Here is a 20,187-nt window from a genome sequence, read left to right on the forward strand (position 1 = left end):
TCACCTCTTTACTTATATTTTTAAGTCATCTAATTCGAAAAGAGATACGTCGTCTAATTGCTGGAATGAAGAAGTCAGTTCGATCTCCTCTAGTCTCACTGCATCTATTGAGACAGCTCGCATGATGTCTTTTAGTAAGCCGGCAATCCGCTGAATGGTTTCCTCTGTGAAAAGCTCCGTATTATACTCAATCGTTGAAGAGAGACCATCTTCCTGCTCATACGCAATCCACAGTAAATCAAACCGCGACGTTCCTGTCTCATACGGATAATCACTAAAGGTTAAACCGCCTACCTTCAGTTCTGGCTGATTCATATTTTGCAAAGCGAACACAGCATCAAACAATAGATTCCGGCTGACATTTCGGCTCAGTTGCAGGTCTTGAACCATTTGTTCATATTGATATTCTTGGTGTCCGAAATCATCGATCACATACGCCTTCACATCGTGAAGGAATTCACGGTACGACATCTCTGCTTTAGGATATAAACGAAGTGGCAGCATATTGACAAAGATACCGATGACTTGCTGCAGCTCCTCTTGTTTTCTTCCTGCTACTGGAACCCCAACCGTAATATCTGATTGCCCGCTTAATTTATGAAGCAAAATCTGATACAAACTTAACAGACCCATAAACAGCGTTGCGTCTTCTTTTAAAATGACCTGTTTAAACGCATTCAGCTCCGCTTCTTCAATACGGAACGTATAATGCCCGCCGCGGAATTGTCTCACCTCTGGCCGATCGAAATCTGTTGGCAGATCAAGTGCAGGTGCACCTTCTAAACGGTTTTTCCAGTAATCACTCGATGCTTTAAGGGCATCAGAAGCAAGCATGTCATTTTGCCATTCTGAAAAATCTTTATATTGAAGAGCTAGAGGCTCAAGCATCCTTCCGTCATATAACTGCATAAAGTCGTTGACCAAAATATCTTGAGAAAGACCATCTGAGATAATGTGATGCATGTCCAGCATGAGCACGAACTCCTCTTCTGACACCTTCATCACACCTACCCTCATCAAGGGAGCCTCACTTAACGTAAAGGCAGTCAAAAATTGTTCAATCACTTGTTTTTGATCTTCCTCAGATGCTTGTGTCGATCCCTTTGTGAGATCAAACAATGTGACAGCAAACGGCACCTCTTCTTCGATCTTTTGATAAGGCACGCCATTTTCTAGTACAAACGCTGTCCGCAAACTTTCGTGACGCTTAATGAGCTGCTGAAATGCCCATTCCAATCTGCTGATATCGAGCTTTCCCTTGATTCGCCCCGCTTTAAATTCGTTGTATCCTGTGCTGCTTAAATCCATTTGCTGCATGAGATACAAGCGTTTTTGGGCAGACGACAGAGGATAACGTTCCTTCACTTCGGCTTTTTCAATCACATGATAAGCCGCTGTATCTGCTTGATCGATATATTCTGCCATTGAACGAATCGTTGGCATTTGGAAGAATTGAGGCAGCGTCAGCTCTACACTGAATGCGCGATGAATGATGCCAATAAAGGTGATCGCCTTTAAAGAATCACCACCCATTTCAAAGAAATGATCATCTATGCCAATTTCGTCAATCTTAAAGAAAGCTTGCCAATGTTGGCTTAGTTCCTTCTCCAGCTCCGTTTCAGGTGCCACATAATTCGTTGACAGCGATGGTCGAGAATACAAGGTTCCATCTTGTACATGCTCTTCGCCACCCTCTTCTTCACGGGATAAACGATCTACATATCGGTGAATTCGATCATGTAAGTCTGTTGTCGAAATGACAATTTGTTCAACTTGTTGCAGTGAAAGCAATCGTTCGAAGATCACTCTTCCTTCTTTTTCTGTAATCAACGTTTCGGTGAGGTCATCTCCGATTGGGAGATCCAGCTGCTTACCCTGTTCAAATTCCCAGCCGTCAAAGCTAATCACAGACCACTGCGTTTGTGAACGTAGATTGCGTTCATACACGTATGCATCAATGAAATGATTCACAGCTGTATAAGCTGTAAAACCAAGTCCGCCCAATATCGGCGACAAAGATGACAGGACAAAGCAGAAATCAAGTGATCGATCACCTAAGGCGGCATCGAGATGAAGTACACCGTTCATCTTCGCCTCAAAATGCGGCTCTGAGAAAGTGTCATCTGTTTGCTCCATCACCCGGAATGATTGATCGCCTGTCACTCCTGCTGCATAGATCACACCGTCAATCTGACCGTAAGATGCATCCACTGTGTTGATCAATTGCTGGATATCTTCCCGGTGACGAACGTCCACTTTCTTTATCAGAACTTCTGCGCCAGCCTCTTCTAGTGCCATGACCTTTTGTATTTTTTTCTTGATTGGATCCTGTTCATCATGCGTAGCCAGCCATTCTTGCCACTTGCTCCTATCAGGCAGTCCAGACCTGCTCGTTAAGATCAATTTCCCCTGCGTTTGCTCGGCCAAAGTCTGAGCGATATTCAATCCAATAAACCCAAGCCCGCCGATTAAAATGTACACACCATCTTTTTTAGCCAAATGAGCGTGTCCTGTTTCGGGAACTGAACCTTTCGCATACCTTTTCACATATCGCTTATTCCGTCGATAGACAGTGAGAAGCTGTCCATACTCCCGGTCTAGTTCATCGCTGATTTGTTTCAACAATCTCTTTTCCTGAACACCATTTTCCACTGGACGATCCACATCAAGAATGCGATAACGCAAGGTCGGTGTTTCTTGAGAAATAACCAAAGCAGGTCCAAGATGGATCGCTTTTTCAGGATAAAGCACAGGCTCTCCGCCAACGGCATACGTCAGTGAGGAAAGAACTGTCACCGACACCTTTTGGTCCGAGACATATTTCTTCAGCGCCTGGCCGATATAAAGCAAGGAGTAATAAGCATCTTGCTGCGTATGCTTCACCCATTCTTCTTCCGTGTGAGATGGTTGTCGATCTGAAAGTCCCCAAAGATGACAAACATCGGTCACATTGATTTGATCATTTATAAGATTCGATATGAGCTTTTCATAATCAGATGGCTCATGTGAACGAATGGTATAGCTTTTTTCATCATGTTTCGTAAATTGATCTCCTTTATGAACGACAACGTGCTCATTCCGTTTCGTCAGAAGTTCAGCTGCTACTTTCTCTCCGAAACCAGATGGCTCTGCAAACAAAAGCATGGCTCCGGAAGAGGAAACATCTGATGGCGATGCCGCACCAGGTAAAAGATACGCTTCCCAATGAGGGGTATAGAACCATTCTTCCATTTGTTGCTTTCTTCCTGACTGCTTTGGTTTGTCGCGCTTTACACTATCTGATGCATCATACCAATAGGAGGTACGATCAAACGCATATGTTGGTAGTGGCATTTTCAGCGGCTGACGGTTCATATGGAATCGATCCCAATCAATGGATAACCCGTGTGTCCATAAGCGTCCGATCTGTCCAAGTAAAAATTCAGTATCTGTCACAGCTTGTTTTGCATGTCTTAACACATGGCACACATGCTGATTCAGGCCATTGAGCGACCGGTTGACCATCACGCTTAAATCTTGTCCTGGTCCAATCTCAATTAATTGAATATTTTCCTCTTGTAAGATATTCGTGATACCTTCAGCAAAGCGAACCGTATCGGTCATATGCCGTTTCCAATAAGACACATCTCCAGCGCTCGAGTCTGTCATCCAATCTCCTGATAAATTCGAAATGAATGGAATACGGAGCTGATTGGCTTTCATATGCTGCAATTTTTCTCCGAATTGCTCCGCTGCCTCCTTCATGACATGTGAGTGGGCCGCAATGGTTCCGCCTAATCGCATACACATCAATCTGTTGTTCTTCAGTTCTTTTTCAAATTCACTGATCGCTTCTTCAAGCCCTGACACGATACATGAGGAATCATTGACAACCGCAAGAGAAACTTCCTTTGGAAGCATCGGTTTCAACTCTGCTTCAGGTAACGGAACACTCATCATCACCCCTGCTGGTGACGCCTGCATGGCGTTCGCGCGGTAGGCGACCATGGACATCGCATCTTTTAAGCTGAATACTCCAGATATAGCTGCTGCCGTTAATTCGCCAAAGCTATAACCGATCATTGCATCAGGACGAATGCCCCAATCAATGAAGAGCATTGAGAGTGCATATTCAATCGCAAAAATGGCTGGCTGTGCATACTGAGTGCTTGCCAATTTTTCACGTGCCTTTTCCGTTTCAGCCGCTAATGGATAAAGAATACGGGCAAGACTTCGCCCTGTTGCTTCTTCATATGCTTTAAAACAAGCATCCATTTGCTCCTTGAAATAAGGCTCTTCTTGATACAAATCTAATCCCATATTGAGGTATTGATTGCCTTGCCCTGAAAACATAAAAATAATCTTCTGTTTTTCAATATGCGAATGCATGAGCTTTCCAATGCCCTTGCCTTGCTTTTCTGTTAACACACGCAAGGCATCTTCTCTGCTTCCGGCAACAAATGTTTGACGGAAACCAAAGGATTGTCTGCCTTTTTGCAGGGTATATGCTGCGTCTGCCAAATTGATAGAAGGCGTGTTTTCAATTTGGTTCACGAGATTTTCTTTCATTCTTTCCATGCTCGTTTTACTCTTTGCTGATAGGACAAGCAGCTCGGCAGAACGAGGCATTTGCTTACGATCTCTTTGTGGTGCTTCTTCTAATATGACATGTGCATTTGTTCCACCCATTCCAAATGAGCTCACCCCAGCCCGGCGTAAATGCGAAGCTGGCTGTTTCCAGTCGGTCAACTCGGTGTTCACAAAGAATGGGCTATGCTCAAATACGATGTTTTCATTGGCCTTTTTGAAATGAAGGCTTGGTACAAATGTATGATGCTGAAGCGAAAGCACGGCTTTGATCAAGCCAGCCGCTCCTGCTGCTGCATCCAAATGTCCAATATTTGTTTTCACAGACCCAATGCGGCAAAACTGTGTTTTCTCTGTTTGGAAGGCTTTTGTGAGCGCCTCTATTTCTATCGGATCACCAAGAGACGTTCCTGTTCCGTGTGTTTCCACATATTCAATCGTATTTGGTGAAACATCTGCCTGATGTAAAGCATCCTGAATGACACGAGTTTGTCCTTCCACGCTTGGTGCATTGAAGCCAACCTTTTGATCACCATCATTGTTGATGGCTGAACCCTTAATGACCGCATAAATATGGTCACCATCTTCTATGGCTTCACTAAGCGCTTTTAAAGCAACAAGACCAACGCCATCTCCGCCCACTGTTCCATCTGCTTGATCGTCAAAGGCGCGGCAATGACCATCGCTTGATTTCACCATGTTCTGCTGATATATGTAGCCTGATTTTACTGGGTGCAAGATCGACACACCTCCCGCAAGCGCTACATCTGAATCACCGTTTGCAATGGATTGACAAGCCAAATGCAGGGCGACCAAAGAGGTCGAACAAGCGGTTTGAAGCGTCAGTGCCGGTCCCTTTAAATTCAATTTATGGGCAATCCTTGTACTCACGGTATACGTATCATTGAGTGAACCCACTTCAAACAGCTCTGACATACTGCTATCAAGGGAAGAGGCAAATCGCTGAATCCATTGAAAATTCGATGTGGACCCAGTAAACAACCCGACCTTACCTGGATAATCTTCCTGTACGTATCCTGCGTCTTCTAGGGCTTTATAGGCGTACTCATGTAACAGGCGGATTTGAGGATCCATCATTTCTGCCTGACCTGGCGAATAGCCGAAGAAGGATGCGTCAAATAAATCAGGTCCATCAATCACACCTTTTGCTCTCACATAATCGGAACGTTCGAAGGTTTGACGGTCAATTCCAGCTTCGAGCAGTTCTTCATCGGAAAAGAATGAAATCGATTCTTCTCCTTTCTTCAAATTTCGCCAAAATGCCTCAACATTTTTCGCACCAGGGAATTTACCTGCCATTCCAATAATCGCAATTGGCTCGTTATCTTTTCTTCTCTTTTGGTTCGCAGGCTGCGTGCCTGCTGTTTCCTGCTCTGATGCGCCGCTTAAATACGCCGCAAGCTCTCTAATCGTCGGACGACGGAACATTTCTACCATTGGAATGCTTTGATTTAATTGCTTAGCCAGCTGCTGGTTGACATGGATCAGATTGAGAGAATGCCCGCCAATGTCAAAGAATTTGTCATGTACGCTTACCTCAGCTAAACCGAGGACTTTTTTCCAAATGTCCTGAATGACCTTCTCTGTTTCAGAAAGATTGTCAGAGCCCACCAGCTTTTTCGTTTGCTGTTCCTGTTTCAAAGCAGGCAGCGCCCGTTTATCTAGCTTGCCATTAGCAGTCAGCGGCATATCATCCAATTGAACAAAGTGAGATGGGATCATATAATCCGGTAGCTGATCAGCCAATGCTTGTTTCATTGCAGATTGATCGAGTATGGCTGTCGTGACAACATATGCTACCAAACCTGGTGTACCAGAAACATCTGGCTTTACAACGACAGCTGCTGCTTTGACCCCTGGCTGTTCATTCAGCCAAAATTCAATTTCACCTGTTTCGATACGATAGCCTCTCAGCTTCACTTGATCATCATTTCGTCCTAAAAACTGAATAAGTCCATTAGGCAGGATGCGGGCTGCATCACCTGTTTTATAAATTTTTTCACCTGGCTGGAAAGGGTGGTCGACAAATCGCTCTTCGGTTAGTTCTGGGCGATTCAAATAACCTTTTGCGACACCTTTCCCCCCAATGTATAATTCACCGACGGTCCCTTCCGGCATGAGATTCATATGTCTGTCAAAAAGAAGGATATCTGTATGCTGTGCGGGCTTACCGATTGGTACATATACGTCTTGATCACGGTCTTGGTCATATCGATGAATCATGCAGCCAACAACCGTTTCAGTCGGTCCATATTCATTTACAATTTCAATTGGCTGCGGGAATGATTGCTGAATGGATTTCGCTAGAGATGTTTCCAGTTGTTCTCCGCCTAAAATGAAGCATTTCATTTGGCTATCTGGGAAAGACAGATGTTTAATAAACTGTAAATGAGATGGTGTGAGTTTCATCACATGTACGCGATTATCTTTTATGATGTCTTCAACAAGCAGCTGCCGGTTTTCATGGTGATAAATCATGATGGTATTTCCTGAAATCAGTGGTGTGAAAATAGAAGTAACCGTCAGGTCAAATGACAGTGAAGTATACAAAGCAAAATGCCTTGTTTCTCCTCGAACATATACTTGTTTCGCCCAATCAATATAGTTGGCTAAGCCAAGATGGTGAATGAGTACACCTTTAGGTCTTCCTGTCGTTCCTGATGTATAAATGCAGTAGGCTGTTTGATCTGAGGTGATGGCTGTTGCCAGGTTGTCTGATGGTCCGGTGTATAGATCCGGCTGTGTGATATCAATTTTTTCTCCGTTATAGGCATACGTAAGCCCGTTAATCGAATGTGTTAGGAGCCATTCTACTCCGCTGTCTTCTAATAGATACTCTATTCGTTCCTGCGGGTATTCAGGATCAATTGGCACGTAAGCACCGCCAGCTTTTAAAATGGCTAAGCATGCCGTAACCATTTCAATGGAATGCTCTGCTAAAATACCAACACGCTGCTCCTGTTTGACCCCTTTCTTTTGTAAATAATGTGCGAGCTGATTCACTCTCTTATTGAGTTGTTCATATGTAACCGTCGTATCGCCAAACTCAACTGCCGCTGCCGCTGGCGTTCGTTCCACTTGTTCTTCAAATAGGTCAATCACCGTCGGTTCATTGCTAGACGTTGCCCCGCCATATTGACGAAAGACCGCTAGCTGCTTTTCTTTCTCTTCTTCTGATAGCAGCTGTAATTGAGCTGTAGATTTGTGCGGATGAGCACAGGCATCTGACAAGAGATGAAGAAAATGCTGACACCACTTTTCGATTTGTTCAGCTGAAAAACTGACGGGGTTATACACTAATGAGAAATGCAGCTGATCATCAAACGCCTGAACACTGAGCGTAAGATCGAATTCCGTCTGCTCTGTCATCTCAAATCCACGAATACGGACAGGATGATCGCTTTTCGTTAGCATTCGATCAAGTGGATAGTTTTCAATGACGACGATTGAATCAAATAACGATTGCTCTGCCGTCATCCCTGCATACTTCTTTAAATCAGATAGCGGCGTATGTTCATATTCATTTCTCACAGCTACCTCACGACTGACTTCTTGCATATGTTCAAGAATCGGTCGCTCTTGTTCGAATGAGACCCGCAGTGGTAATGTGTTAATGAACAGGCCTGTCATCTTTTCAATATGAGGGACTTCCGCATTTCTTCCTGATACTGTTGTTCCAAACACAATATCATCTTGGTTCGCGTATTTTGATAGCAAAACGCCCCACAGCGTATACATCACAGATGCTAATGTCACATCATGTTTATTCGTGAATTCGCTCAGGCTCTCAGCAATAGAAGCATCCACTTGATGTTCATATTTGTGAAAGGCTCCTGAAGCTTCATGTATGCTACCTGACTTCGGAAGCAGTTCTGCATAACTCCAGCCTTTGAAAACATTTTTCCAATAGGAAGCCTGCGCTTCTGTCTGTTGAAGGCTGTTCTGCTGCCATTTGACAAATGATTGGTAGGACGGCCTTTGTTCAAGAAGAGGTTTGTCCCCATTTGATAAACGCTCATATGCACTCATCCAATCACTTAATACAATCCCAAGGCTCCATCCATCCAATAAAATGTGGTGGAAGCTGATGAGAACCCAGCTGACTTCTTCATTTACCTCACATAACGTCAGGCGAAATGGGACTTGCTGTAGATCAAAACGTTCTTCTCGGTCCTGTGTCGCCACTTCCTCTTTCAGCAGATGAAGAGGCTGCCTAGCTTGAGTCAAATCACGATATCGAATGTCAGGCTGATGCTGTTTCAGAACAATTTGTACAGGCCTTGCGAGCTCCTGCCATCTAAACAATGTTCTAAGCATTTCATGCTGTTTGGTGACATTCGCCCAAGATTGTTCAAAGATTTCTCGATCAAGCGGTCCACCTATCTGGATCAGCAGTTGTTCAAAATAAGCCGTTCCGTTTGGTTCCATTAAATGATGAAACAGCAGTCCTTCTTGGATCGTAGTGATACCTAACATATTTTCAATGTTCTGTTTATCCAGCTTCTGCGGCTTTAAAGCCATGGGATCATCTCCTTTCTCTCTAAGAATGTTTCACGAAATAATGGCGTAAACCATAGTTAGCAATGACTTGCTGCTGAATTTGAGAAGTACCTTCAATAATTTCAAGCACCTTCGCTTCACGATACAGTCTTGAAGCTGAATTTTCCCGGCTAAATCCGCTTCCACCATGGATTTGGACATTTGTATTTGTAATGTCAACGGCGATTTTGGATGTGAAATATTTTGCAATTGATGTCTCTGTGATGGCATCAGGATGCTGCGCTTGTCTCATTTCTCCAGCCTTTAAGCATAAGGCTCTCGCTGCATGGAGCTGGGTGACTGCATCTCCGATCATGCCTTTGATCATTTGATGCTTATACAGTTTTTCATTAAATTGTGTTCTTTTACGCGAATACGTGACGAGAGAATCAACGGCTTCTTGTGCAATGGCGAGCCCTGCCCAAGCGACACTGTATCTTCCATGATCTAAAGCAAGTGACACCACATGGTTAAATCCGCCCCCAACTGGTCCTAAGACACAGTCTTCATGCACCTGTACATGATCGAGGGTGATTTCTGCTAAATAAGACGCTCGGTTGGCCATCATTCCTGTAATCCTCTCAATCTCTACGCCTGGCTGATCTCGCTCGACAAGGAATGCGGTGACTTGTTCGCCTTCTCTAGCAATCACAATAAAGAAATCCGCAATCGCTCCAAAGGAAATCCACTTTTTCTTCCCATTCAAGACATAAGAGTGTCCATCCTTTTGATAGCTTGTTTCAACATGATTGGCATCTGATCCAATATTCGGCTCTGACAAAGCAAAGGCACCGATTTTTTCCCCTTTGGCTAATGCAACGAGCCAGCCTTGTTTTTGGTCTTCTGTTCCATAACGAAGAATGGCTTCTCCTACAAGAGAATTCACTGTCAATAATGTCCGTACATTACAGCAAGCTTTCCCCACTTGTTCAGTGAACTGCCCATACGCAATCGGATCAAGCCCCATCCCTTGATAGGATGATGGGATACCTGCTGCCAAGTAGCCTCTTTTCGCCATATCTCGAATCAGCGACTCCGGCAAATGTTCTGTTTCATCGAACTCATTGGCAAACGGGCGGATATGTTCATCGCAATACTGTCGTATTTCCTCAATGGCATCGATTGTTTGTTCAGCTGTTTTCATGAAGGGCCGCCCCCTGTTGTTTTTTTTCAATTAAGGAGACAATGCGATTGACCGTACTAAAATTGGCAATGTCGAGGTCTTCGTTGTCTAACTGGAAGTGAAAGTCATGTTCAATGTAGTTCACTAGTTTCATCGCAAAAAGAGAATTGACAAAGCCTTGTTCAAAAATGTGATCATCATTTCCTAACTCAATTTCTTCATCAAATACCACTAGATTTTGCTCGATATATGCTCTTACTTGTTCGTGTAGGTTCATGATTCAATCTCCTCGCTTTTCGCTTTTTTATTGTTTGGCTGGGGCTTTTTGGTCAATCTCAATTTTGACATCTACGTATTCTGGGAAAGGCTGAATCAAGCTTAAATCGTTTTCAAACAAAATATAGCCGTCCTCCCCATTCTCAATTTCTTTGAAATTGGCAAACTTGTATGTGATATACATCATGCGGTTTCGGTCTGTTTGTTTAAAGTCGGCCACAAGCCGCTTTCCTCGTTTTTTCGCTTCTTGCAAAATCGTTGTGAGTAAAATGGTCCCGACACCCCGAGACATGACGCGGCAAGACATGAGCAGCAGTTTGACATGCCAGGTGTCACCTATTTCTTCTATTAATGAGAGTCCAATTTTGCCATAGGACCCGAATTTGTCTTCAAGTTCACAGACAAGCAGCAGGTGAGCATCTGATTGACGGAAGTAATCAAGCTCTTCATAATCGTAGGTTTTCCCGCTTGCATTTAATTGATTGGTACGGACGGTTAGTTCTTCGGCTCGCTGGAGGTCCTGTTCTCCTGCTTCCGATATAACGAATTTCATATGTAAAGACGCCAAAAATTTCTCAGGCGGCCCTTCATATTTCTCTTCTTCCTTCTGCCTTTTATCCGCTTCTAAGTACATTTTCCTGCGTCGTTTTGCATCCTCTGTGATAAAGACTGGACGCAGCCGATCATCTGTGAGCAACGTCATATAATCCACTGCATCCCAGCACGTAATCTCTGGATGAACAGCCTTCACTTCTTCTCGTTCAAATGGCTGATCATCAATAAACAGAATGGTATCTTTATGAATATTCAAGCGCTCGCTGATTCTTTCTAATGAACTAGATTTGGCATTCCAATGAATCTCTGGATAGAGAAAGAAATGATCGATTCCGAAGGCGGAGAGCTTTTCCTTCACAGCTGCTTCATCATTTCGGCTTGCGATAGAAAGAAGGATGCCGCGCTCATCTAACTCCGTTAGCACTTCCTTGATCGATGGCTTTAACGTCACCTCATCTGATTCAAGTAAAATCCCATCCCATAATGTATGATCTAAATCCCAGACTACACACTTGATTTGCTTAGCCATTCTTTTTTCTCCTCTCACATGTCATATTGGAAAAAGCCCTTACCTGATTTTTTTCCGTACTCGCCTGCGTCGACCATTTTGACAAGTAGAGGGCACGGACGGAACTTCGGATCTTTGTAGCTCTCGTATAAAACAAGCAATGAATTCAAAATCGTATCGAGCCCAATCAAGTCACCTGTCGCAAGGGGACCCATTTTATGACCGAAGCCTCCGCGGAAAATTTTATCGACATCAGCTGGTGTGGCGACTTGATCTTGCACCGTCCAAATGGCTTCGTTGATTGTCAGCATAAGCACTCGGTTGGAAACAAACCCCGGAAGATCATGCACCACAACAGGTGTTTTATCAAAGGATTTCAAGAAACCTTTTGCCGTTTCAACTGTGTCATCAGAAGTTGCTTTTCCTCTAATCACTTCAACTAACGCTTTAAGAGGAACAGGGTTCATAAAATGCGCCCCAATGACCTTCTCAGGGTAATGCATAAGGGCCCCTACCTTTGTGATGGAAATACAGCTTGTGTTGACAAAATAAATGGTTTCTTTAGCACATATATCTCGCAGCTCTTCATAAATTGGTCTTTTAATCTCCCAATCTTCTGTCACATTTTCAATGACGATATGCGCATCATGTAAGCCTTCAAATGAAGTAGATAGCTGGATTTGAGACAATACGTCTTCTAAAGACAACGAGATTTTCTTCTTTCTCACAAATTGAACCAATTGATATGTTTTCTTGATTTTTTCTAGCGCTTCGTTTAGCTTTTCTTCTGTGATATCAACTAATGTGACTTGATAGCCATTTGCTGAAAGGTCTAAAGCCATATCAGCCCCCATCACACCTGCTCCAATCACGCCTATGTGCTTCGTGTTCATTTCTCTAACACTCCAATTCGCTTTAATATGACATTGATTTTCTCTACCACTTCATTTGTTAATGAATGAATAAAAAAGTGATCTCCATCGAATTCAAAAAATGCACAATCTTCGCTTGTATATTGGTCCCAATCGTCTAAATCGAACAGCACAGAAGGCAAATCTCGCGTACCATAAAAAATAGAAATTGGACAAGCAGCTGGAACGACTTCATCACACTGGTAGGTCTCTAGAAGCTGAAAATCTGCTCTTAAAATCGGCAGAAAGAAATCAAGTACTGCATGGTTATCGGCAAGTTCCTCAGGAACGCCGCCCATCGCAATAATCGCCTCTTTCAATTTGGTATCTGACAGCTGATGATAAACTTTCTTTTCTGGAATATGTGGTGGAAAGCGTCCAGAATAAAAGACATGGACAGGCTCTTTGTTTAATCTTGTTTTCATTCTTTTTTGTAATTCGTATGCAAGGACAGCTCCCATACTATGACCGAAAATGGCGTAGGGCTCTCCTTCTTTTAAGAAAGAGGACGCCTGTAAATAAAGATCATCTGCGACTTGCTGCAAATCGGTCAGCACAGGCTCTGTCATTCTTGTCCCGTGTCCAGGGAGTTCAAGTGCACGAATTTCTATCGACCGGTCTATATAAGATTTCCACGTACTGAATACGGTGCTTGCTCCACCTGCGTACGGTAAGCAAAATAACTTCACAACACGCCACACTCCCTTTTGCATTTGATTGCCAACGCTTCAAGCCAGTTTTTTTCATCATGGATGATTTGTTCTAAGGAAGCTTTGATGTTGGCTTGGTACCTGCTGGACATGTCCCCTGAAAAAAGGAGTTTCGCTGCCTGGTGCCTCGCTTTCTCCCATTCTGCTAAAATACGTTCCATCAACCGCATCATCTCAGGTAGATCTTCTTTGATCAGACTCAGCCGATACAGCTCCACTTTCTTCGTATTGATGACCTGATTGAAAGATGCCACGAGCTTCTCGATGTCATCCAATTGCGGAAACTGCTCATAAAATGTTTCAAGAGCTGTGATTCCTTTTTCTATTGCGTCAAGCTGACCATGCATATTTCTCAGGAAATAAGCTGTTTTTTGATCATATAATTCAGTCGAGACCTTTTTCGGATCAAAGTGGAAAGCCGCATAGGAGTAAAATTGATCATTCGGCTGGAAATACTCATGAAAGGTGTCATACCCTTTCTGCACGTCTGTATACGGCAACACTTGATGCTCATACGACAAATTATCTAAATGCCGATTCTCGAATACATGGAAGGTTTGCTGATTTTCATGAAAGCCCGTGATTAAAATCGAATGACGGCTATGCGTCGTCAAATACTCTTTTCTACCTCGCTGAACATAAGGATCTACCCACACAATGACCGGGCGATTCAGCGTCACATCTTGTTTGACTTTCTCAATGAGATTGGCACAATGCTTGATTTTTTCGACTTGAATGCCTTGTAAATTCATAATCTTTTCAGGATCGTGTGTCGACATCCAGTCAATCTGCAAAAAGCCGTCTTCTGTGAGGCCATATGCGAATTGATCATTTAATAAGTATGGAGCGACTTCTTGATCATGCAGCTTTACAATCGGGAAAAAGCAATTGAAGAAGCAGCTGCGATAAAACAAATCATTATAAGGATGAATGCCCGAAATCTGTTTGACGGTCATCTTTTTGTCCTCTCTTTCCAGCAGTAGATGTCACCATGAATCCTTTGATGAAACCAATCGTACAAAACCAAACGAAAAACAAGTAATAAGAGATCGCTAGTTCAATGAGAGAGGAAGGTCCCCATACAAAACTCATTTTCCAAGGCAGCCCATTAAAGGCAACTTGCGATAGAATCATTGGCAGGATCAATACTCCGATCAAGAGCAACACCCAGCAGAGACCTTTCAGCCAAACGCCACGTGTCATTTCCCGCTGAACCACAGCACCACTTTTTACACGCTTCCTCCACTTGATAAATCGAAGGATAGACACCGTTTGCAGTAAAATAAAAAGACATGTAGCTGCAAGGCACAATTGATCAATGAGCTGAAATGGATCCATCGATGACTCTACTTGTTCATTTGTTCCCATAATTGTTTTAGCAACAAGACGGGCCGTTTGCTCGGTGTAGCTGCTATTCATATTTGCTAACACTCCGATAGCGACGCCTTCTTTTGGCTGGATCAGAAAAAATGATGAATAATTTGGATTAGAGCCTGCATGAAATAACGATTCCACATGCTTATTCTTTTTTTCTATATACCAGCCAGCATTGTAAAAAACGTGCTTCCCTTCATCTGGGACATTCACAGTCAAGTGATCAGGATTTTTCACAAAACGAGACCACGTTGAATCGGTCAATTGATATTGCAGCCAAGTACCAACCTCCTGGCTATTCATCACAATATAGCCAGCAGGGGTGTTGCCTCGATATTCCGGTGCTTGATAAGCATGTGGGGCAAGGAATTGCAGTTTAAACCCTTCCGAAATGGCACCGTGCTTCATTCGTTCAGGCCCAGCCTCCGTTTGGTCAAGGTGATGTCTTTTAAACAGCCCTTTCATATATGTCTCATATGGCTGCCTTGTTACGTTTTCAATGATGAGACCAAGGACATCATAGTTGATGGTGGCATATTCAAAGGAGCTTCCCGGCTTGCGATTAAGCTCGATTGATTTCAGTTGATGGACTGTTTTTTTCAACGCATCCTTTGCATCATCGGGCTGGATAAGCGCAATGGATTGAAACGGAATGCCGCTTGTGTGATGCATCAATTGTTCCACTGTGATCCGCTGAGGCTTGCCATGGTACGTTGGAAAAAAACCTGGAATATAGCTGCTCACCGGTTCTTTCAGATCAATTTCCCCTTGTTTCTCTAGGTCAACAATAGCAAGGGCGGTAAACGCCTTTGATGTAGAGCCAATTTCAAAAAAAGTGCTGTCTGTCACAGGCTCATTCTTCTTTCGCTCCGCATAACCAAAGCCTTTTTGGTACACCACTTGGTCCTTTTTCACGACCACAACGGACATGCCTGGAATGCGCCCAAGCTCCATCTGTTCTTCTATCACTTGATCAATGGCTTTAGATGAAATTGCTGCTTGTGCATTTGTTTGGCCGGCAAAACTACTGATCCATAACACTGCCATGACAAATGAAATGTAGACAATGTGCTGACTCTTCCTCATGTAAATAACGAATCCATTTCTTCAAGAGACATGTCCACTGTCTCAAAGTCAGACGGTGTAAATTCGACCTCTTCCTTCTCTAAACAATGCTGAACCAAACGTTCAATTTGCCGCTCTACCTCATGCAAAAGCTGCGTCATGTCTGTTTCACTCAGCTGTTTTTCACTAAAAGATAGATGGAAAATCAGCTGACCGCCCTTGATTGTTGCGACCATATCGATGATGGTTGTTAATTGATTATCCAATGACGAATCAGCACCTGAAGAAAAATAGGACATCTCATAATCAGATGATTGTTTAAGTACCTGATCGATCTCACCTAAATAGTTAAACCGTAATTGTGGCGCTGAATGATCTCGAAGCTGTCTATTGATGAGTGACAACAGACCATAGCCTGCACCTTTATTTGGTACTTCACGTATCGTTTCTTTGACAGCCCGAATATGATCTGAGAAAGACTCAGAAACATTCACATTCACTGGATACATGGTTGTAAACCATCCGAACGTTCTAGACACATCGATATCTTCCTGGACAGCATCCCTGCCATGGCCTTCTAATTCTAAAGAAATCTTCTTTTGATTCGTTTGCTGATAACAGGCTTGCGTTAAGGCTGAAATTAACAATTCATGGGGCTGCGTTTGATACGCCTTGTTCGCTTGATTGATCAATTGATCCGTCAGCTCAACTGATAATGCCTTGGTCAATTTGATTTCATCTTTGACATATCCCTCATTTGTAGCCACTTGATACAATGGCTGAATATCCTGCACCTCTTTTTGCCAATAGCTGAACTCCTCTTTTACATCACCTGATGCTGCATACTGATTCATCCGCTCCGCAAACGTCTGATATGAATGTGTTTTGAGCGGAAGTATCTCTGCTGTGACCTTTTCTCCATGCAATAATTTCATCAAGTCCTCCACAAGAATTTGCCATGACATGCCATCAGCTAAAAGATGATGTGCGGCAAAAATGAGATGTGATTGAGCAGTGGTTTGACAAAGTGCTGCCTGAATTAATGGTCCTTGATAAAGATGGGTCCTTTGCTTTAACTGAAAACCCACTTCTTTTAACGCTTCTTTCACATTCTCTTCTGACAGCTCCGTGAAATCGTGTATCATCAGCGGAATATGCTGCATGCCATCATCATAATAGAGTGTGTTTGTCATCTCATGTACTTTTAACCTTAATCCGTCATGATGAATGACCAGCTCTTTTAAAGCATCCTGCATGATCCTTTCATCCATCTTCTTCTTTGAATGAACAATGATGGATTGATGCCAGAAATGTTCGTCTTTTAACCGCTGGGACCAGAACCATTCAACAATTGGGATCGATTTCACATCGCCCACAGCCTGCTCTTGTGAGATATGTAATGCCGGTTCCTGCTGGACGACTTGTGCCATTTCTCTAAAAATTGGATAAGTAAATATATCTTTTGTTTTTAAATAGAGTCCCTTGTCTTTTAACTTCGCAATAAATTGAATCGCCTTTATCGAGTCACCGCCAAGCTGATAAAAATGATCAGCCGGTTCAATCTTTTCATGCCCTAAGATATCTTTTGCTGTGTCTACGATGATCTCTTCGATAATCGCTGTTTCCTTGGACCATTCAACCTCTGTTTCCATTTGAGACAGCAATGGATCAGGCAGTGCTGCTCGATTAACTTTTCCGTTTTGAGTTAGCGGGAGCTCATCTAGTATGACAAAATACGCTGGTACCATATAAGCTGGAAGCTGATCTGATAATTTTTTTCTTAGTAAAAAGGTCGTCAGCTCTTTTTCTTTTAATTCAATATAAGCAGCAAGCTGTTTTTCTCCAGCCTCATCGGTTAGATCAATGACAGCTGCTTTATCAACTTCATCGAGTGCCATAAGCGCAAGTTCAATTTCCCCCAGCTCAATCCGGTAGCCTCGCAGCTTGATTTGATGATCAATCCGGCCAATATATTCAATCTTTCCATCATTTGCTCGTTTGGCAATGTCACCTGTTCGGTACATGCGGCGATGGCTTACAAATGGGTTAGGCAGAAAGCGAGATTCCTGCAAATCAGGTCTTTGCCAATATCCTCTGCCAACGCCCTCGCCTGAAATATACATTTCTCCTACTGTCCCTGGTAATACCACTTGCTGATTTTCATCTAAAAGATAAATCTCCGTATTTGGCATCGGTACACCAATTGACACCGATGTTCCCCCATCGTCTTGATGAAATTGATGAATCATGCACCCAACGGTTGCTTCAGTTGGTCCATATTCATTAAAGATCGAAATTCGTCCATCACTTGCCTCTGTGATTCTTTTGGCCAAAGTTGCCGGTAATTGCTCCCCGCCAACAATCATCCGTTTAACAACCGATTGTGACAGCGCAGCATCTGTTAACAGCGCCATATGAGCTGGTGTCAGCTTGATGACTTTTGCTTTTTGATCAAACAAGATATGTTCTAGTAAAAAACCTGACTGATCCTCTTGACGATAAATCACCACTGTACTTCCAGTCACCAATGGCGTATAAATCGATGTCACAGTTAAATCAAATGCAATAGACGAATACAAGGCAAAATGATCATCTGCTGAATCTGTATAGTGTGTTTTGGCAGACATGATATAGTTCACTAAGCTTCGGTGCTCAATCATGACTCCCTTCGGCTGTCCTGTAGAGCCAGACGTATAGATCATATATGCGACATCTTCAGCATCTCCAATGAATGGATGCGCCGGGTCATACTGAACCAAGTCATCCCACACGTTGTACATATTGTACGTATCGCCTTCAAAATGGTATGACGACGCTTGATCTGTGAAAAACATCTTCGCCTGACTATCATCCAAAATAAACTGAATGCGCTCATGCGGATACTCAGGATCAATCGGTACATATGCACCACCCGCCTTTAAAATTCCAAGCAGCAACACAATAAGTTCTGGTGAATGATTCATACATACTGCAACAAAGTCATGCCTCTGTAAGCCTTGTGTTTGGAGGAAATGCGCCATTTGATTGGTTTTTCTCTCAAGTTCACCGTATGTCATTACATGAGATCCATCCTGAAGTGCGATTCGATCAGGGGAAGTCTTAGACATATCTGTGATCAATTCATGGATTTTTTGTTTCTGTGGAAATCTGACGGCTGTGTCGTTCCATTGATAAAGCTCTCGATGTTTCTCCTCTTCTGTCATGAGAAGTACGTCTTTTATGTGCTGCTTAGGCTGGATGAGTATGTTCTCGACAAATAGGAGCATCCTTTCATGAAGAAAGTCGATGTCTTCCTTGCCGTAATCTGAGATTTTGTAGTCATATTGCAGCTCGATTTGTCCTTTTTCATCCCATTCTTTCACAGCAACTTGTAAACCGTATGGCTGAAAGCCATTGTAAAGCTCTATGTATTCAACTGCGTACCCTTCCATCTCCTGCACCATATTTGTGCTGTAGGAGTTGATAAAAATTTGAAAAAGCTGATCATATCCTGCCTTTGCAAGCTCTAAATCTTTGACGAGTGCGTCATATGGATAACGCTGATGCAGGAAGTAAGCCTTATAGCTTTTTTGAATGTCTATCAGACTTTCTAACAAAGATTGCTGAGGATCGATCTTCATTCGATAAGGCATTGTGCTGACGGTCATACCGGACGTGGCTTTTTCCTTTTGTCCGGAACGATTGAGAACTGGCGTCCCAATAATAAAATCTTTTTGCTGGTATTTTTTATGCAAGTAAACGAAGAGGCCTAAAGTAAATAAAGAGTTGATTGAACAATGATGGGTGTCTATAAATTCATAGATTTTTTCTGAGAGCTGTCGATCAAGATAATGGCTTTGTCGATGGCCTTTGATTTGGTCAGTTCCCTGTACCAAATAACTTTCAGACACATCAGATAATGTTTCTTTCCAAAATTGCTGATCTTTTTTAAATCTTGGGGAGTTCATATATTTCGATTCTTTATCAATAAAAACAGAATGATTGTCTGCTTCTTGTTCGATAGAGGAGCTTTGTGTAAGAGCAGTGTAAAGTTGACTAATTTTATCGATGATTACTTTCATCGACCATCCATCTGCTACAGTATGATGGCATTTGATGAAATAACCGGAATGCTGTTCGCCGATTTTCAATACGGCAAATTCGGCAAGAGAGGTTTCTAATAACTGAAATGGTGTTTTGAAGGCTTTTTCGGCCCATTCTAACATGTGTTCATGTGTGGAAAACTCATAGGCAGGAATATGGTTGTCGGCGTTTGAATCAACGTATTGAAGAGTCTCTCCGTCTTTTTCTACTAGCTTGAGACGAAGTGATTCTGTTGTCCTGATACAAGATGCAATGGCCTGCTTCAGTTTGTCGAGCTGCAACGGCCCATTGACGAAAATGATACCGCCAATATGATTGATTGGTGTTTCTGGATAAAATGTTTCCATGTTCATCACACGCCGCTGCGGATGTGTTAATGGCCAATATACTAAACTACTAGTCAATTACGCCACCTCTACTTTTCATATAGTTAACATTTCTACGAACATATTAAAT

Annotated in this window: 9 protein-coding genes; all 9 read right to left on the reverse strand. The window is 42.9% G+C overall.

Annotated elements, in window-relative coordinates; genetic code table 11:
* Positions 1 to 12: 12 nt before the first annotated feature.
* The 9 genes from C6W18_RS15590 to C6W18_RS15630 are packed head-to-tail and all read right to left on the reverse strand — an operon-like array spanning position 13 to position 20,135.
* On the reverse strand, positions 13 to 9,108 hold the full coding sequence (locus C6W18_RS15590) for a hybrid non-ribosomal peptide synthetase/type I polyketide synthase (RefSeq protein ID WP_105928165.1): 9,096 nt from the start codon (positions 9,106 to 9,108) through the stop codon (positions 13 to 15).
* Between the two features lie 19 nt (positions 9,109 to 9,127).
* Complete coding sequence (locus C6W18_RS15595; RefSeq protein ID WP_105928166.1) at positions 9,128 to 10,270, reverse strand: acyl-CoA dehydrogenase family protein; 1,143 nt, start codon at positions 10,268 to 10,270, stop codon at positions 9,128 to 9,130.
* Positions 10,257 to 10,526 (reverse strand): acyl carrier protein, encoded by a 270-nt coding sequence (locus tag C6W18_RS15600; RefSeq protein ID WP_034320179.1) that lies wholly within the window; start codon positions 10,524 to 10,526, stop codon positions 10,257 to 10,259. The genes C6W18_RS15595 and C6W18_RS15600 overlap by 14 nt, the downstream gene beginning before the upstream one ends.
* Before the next feature lie 27 nt (positions 10,527 to 10,553).
* Positions 10,554 to 11,609 (reverse strand): HAD-IIIC family phosphatase, encoded by a 1,056-nt coding sequence (locus tag C6W18_RS15605; RefSeq protein WP_034320182.1) that lies wholly within the window; start codon positions 11,607 to 11,609, stop codon positions 10,554 to 10,556.
* 14 nt (positions 11,610 to 11,623) lie between these two features.
* Positions 11,624 to 12,481: a 3-hydroxyacyl-CoA dehydrogenase family protein gene (locus C6W18_RS15610; RefSeq protein WP_105928167.1), complete on the reverse strand. Its 858-nt coding sequence runs from the start codon at positions 12,479 to 12,481 to the stop codon at positions 11,624 to 11,626.
* Positions 12,478 to 13,188, reverse strand: a complete 711-nt coding sequence (locus C6W18_RS15615) for a thioesterase II family protein (protein ID WP_034320188.1) — start codon at positions 13,186 to 13,188, stop codon at positions 12,478 to 12,480. Before C6W18_RS15615 ends, C6W18_RS15610 begins: the two co-directional genes overlap by 4 nt.
* Positions 13,185 to 14,165 carry a C39 family peptidase gene (locus tag C6W18_RS15620; RefSeq protein ID WP_105928168.1) on the reverse strand — a complete coding sequence of 327 codons (981 nt, stop codon included), beginning with the start codon at positions 14,163 to 14,165 and terminating at the stop codon, positions 13,185 to 13,187. The genes C6W18_RS15615 and C6W18_RS15620 overlap by 4 nt, the downstream gene beginning before the upstream one ends.
* Positions 14,128 to 15,669, reverse strand: a complete 1,542-nt coding sequence (locus C6W18_RS15625) for a serine hydrolase domain-containing protein (protein WP_105928169.1) — start codon at positions 15,667 to 15,669, stop codon at positions 14,128 to 14,130. Before C6W18_RS15625 ends, C6W18_RS15620 begins: the two co-directional genes overlap by 38 nt.
* Positions 15,666 to 20,135 (reverse strand): non-ribosomal peptide synthetase, encoded by a 4,470-nt coding sequence (locus C6W18_RS15630; RefSeq protein ID WP_105928170.1) that lies wholly within the window; start codon positions 20,133 to 20,135, stop codon positions 15,666 to 15,668. The genes C6W18_RS15625 and C6W18_RS15630 overlap by 4 nt, the downstream gene beginning before the upstream one ends.
* Between the last annotated feature and the right edge of the window lie 52 nt (positions 20,136 to 20,187).

Origin of the sequence: Bacillus sp. LLTC93 (genome assembly GCF_002993125.1) — a bacterium.
In the GTDB taxonomy this organism is placed as follows: domain Bacteria; phylum Bacillota; class Bacilli; order Bacillales; family Bacillaceae; genus Bacillus; species Bacillus zhangzhouensis.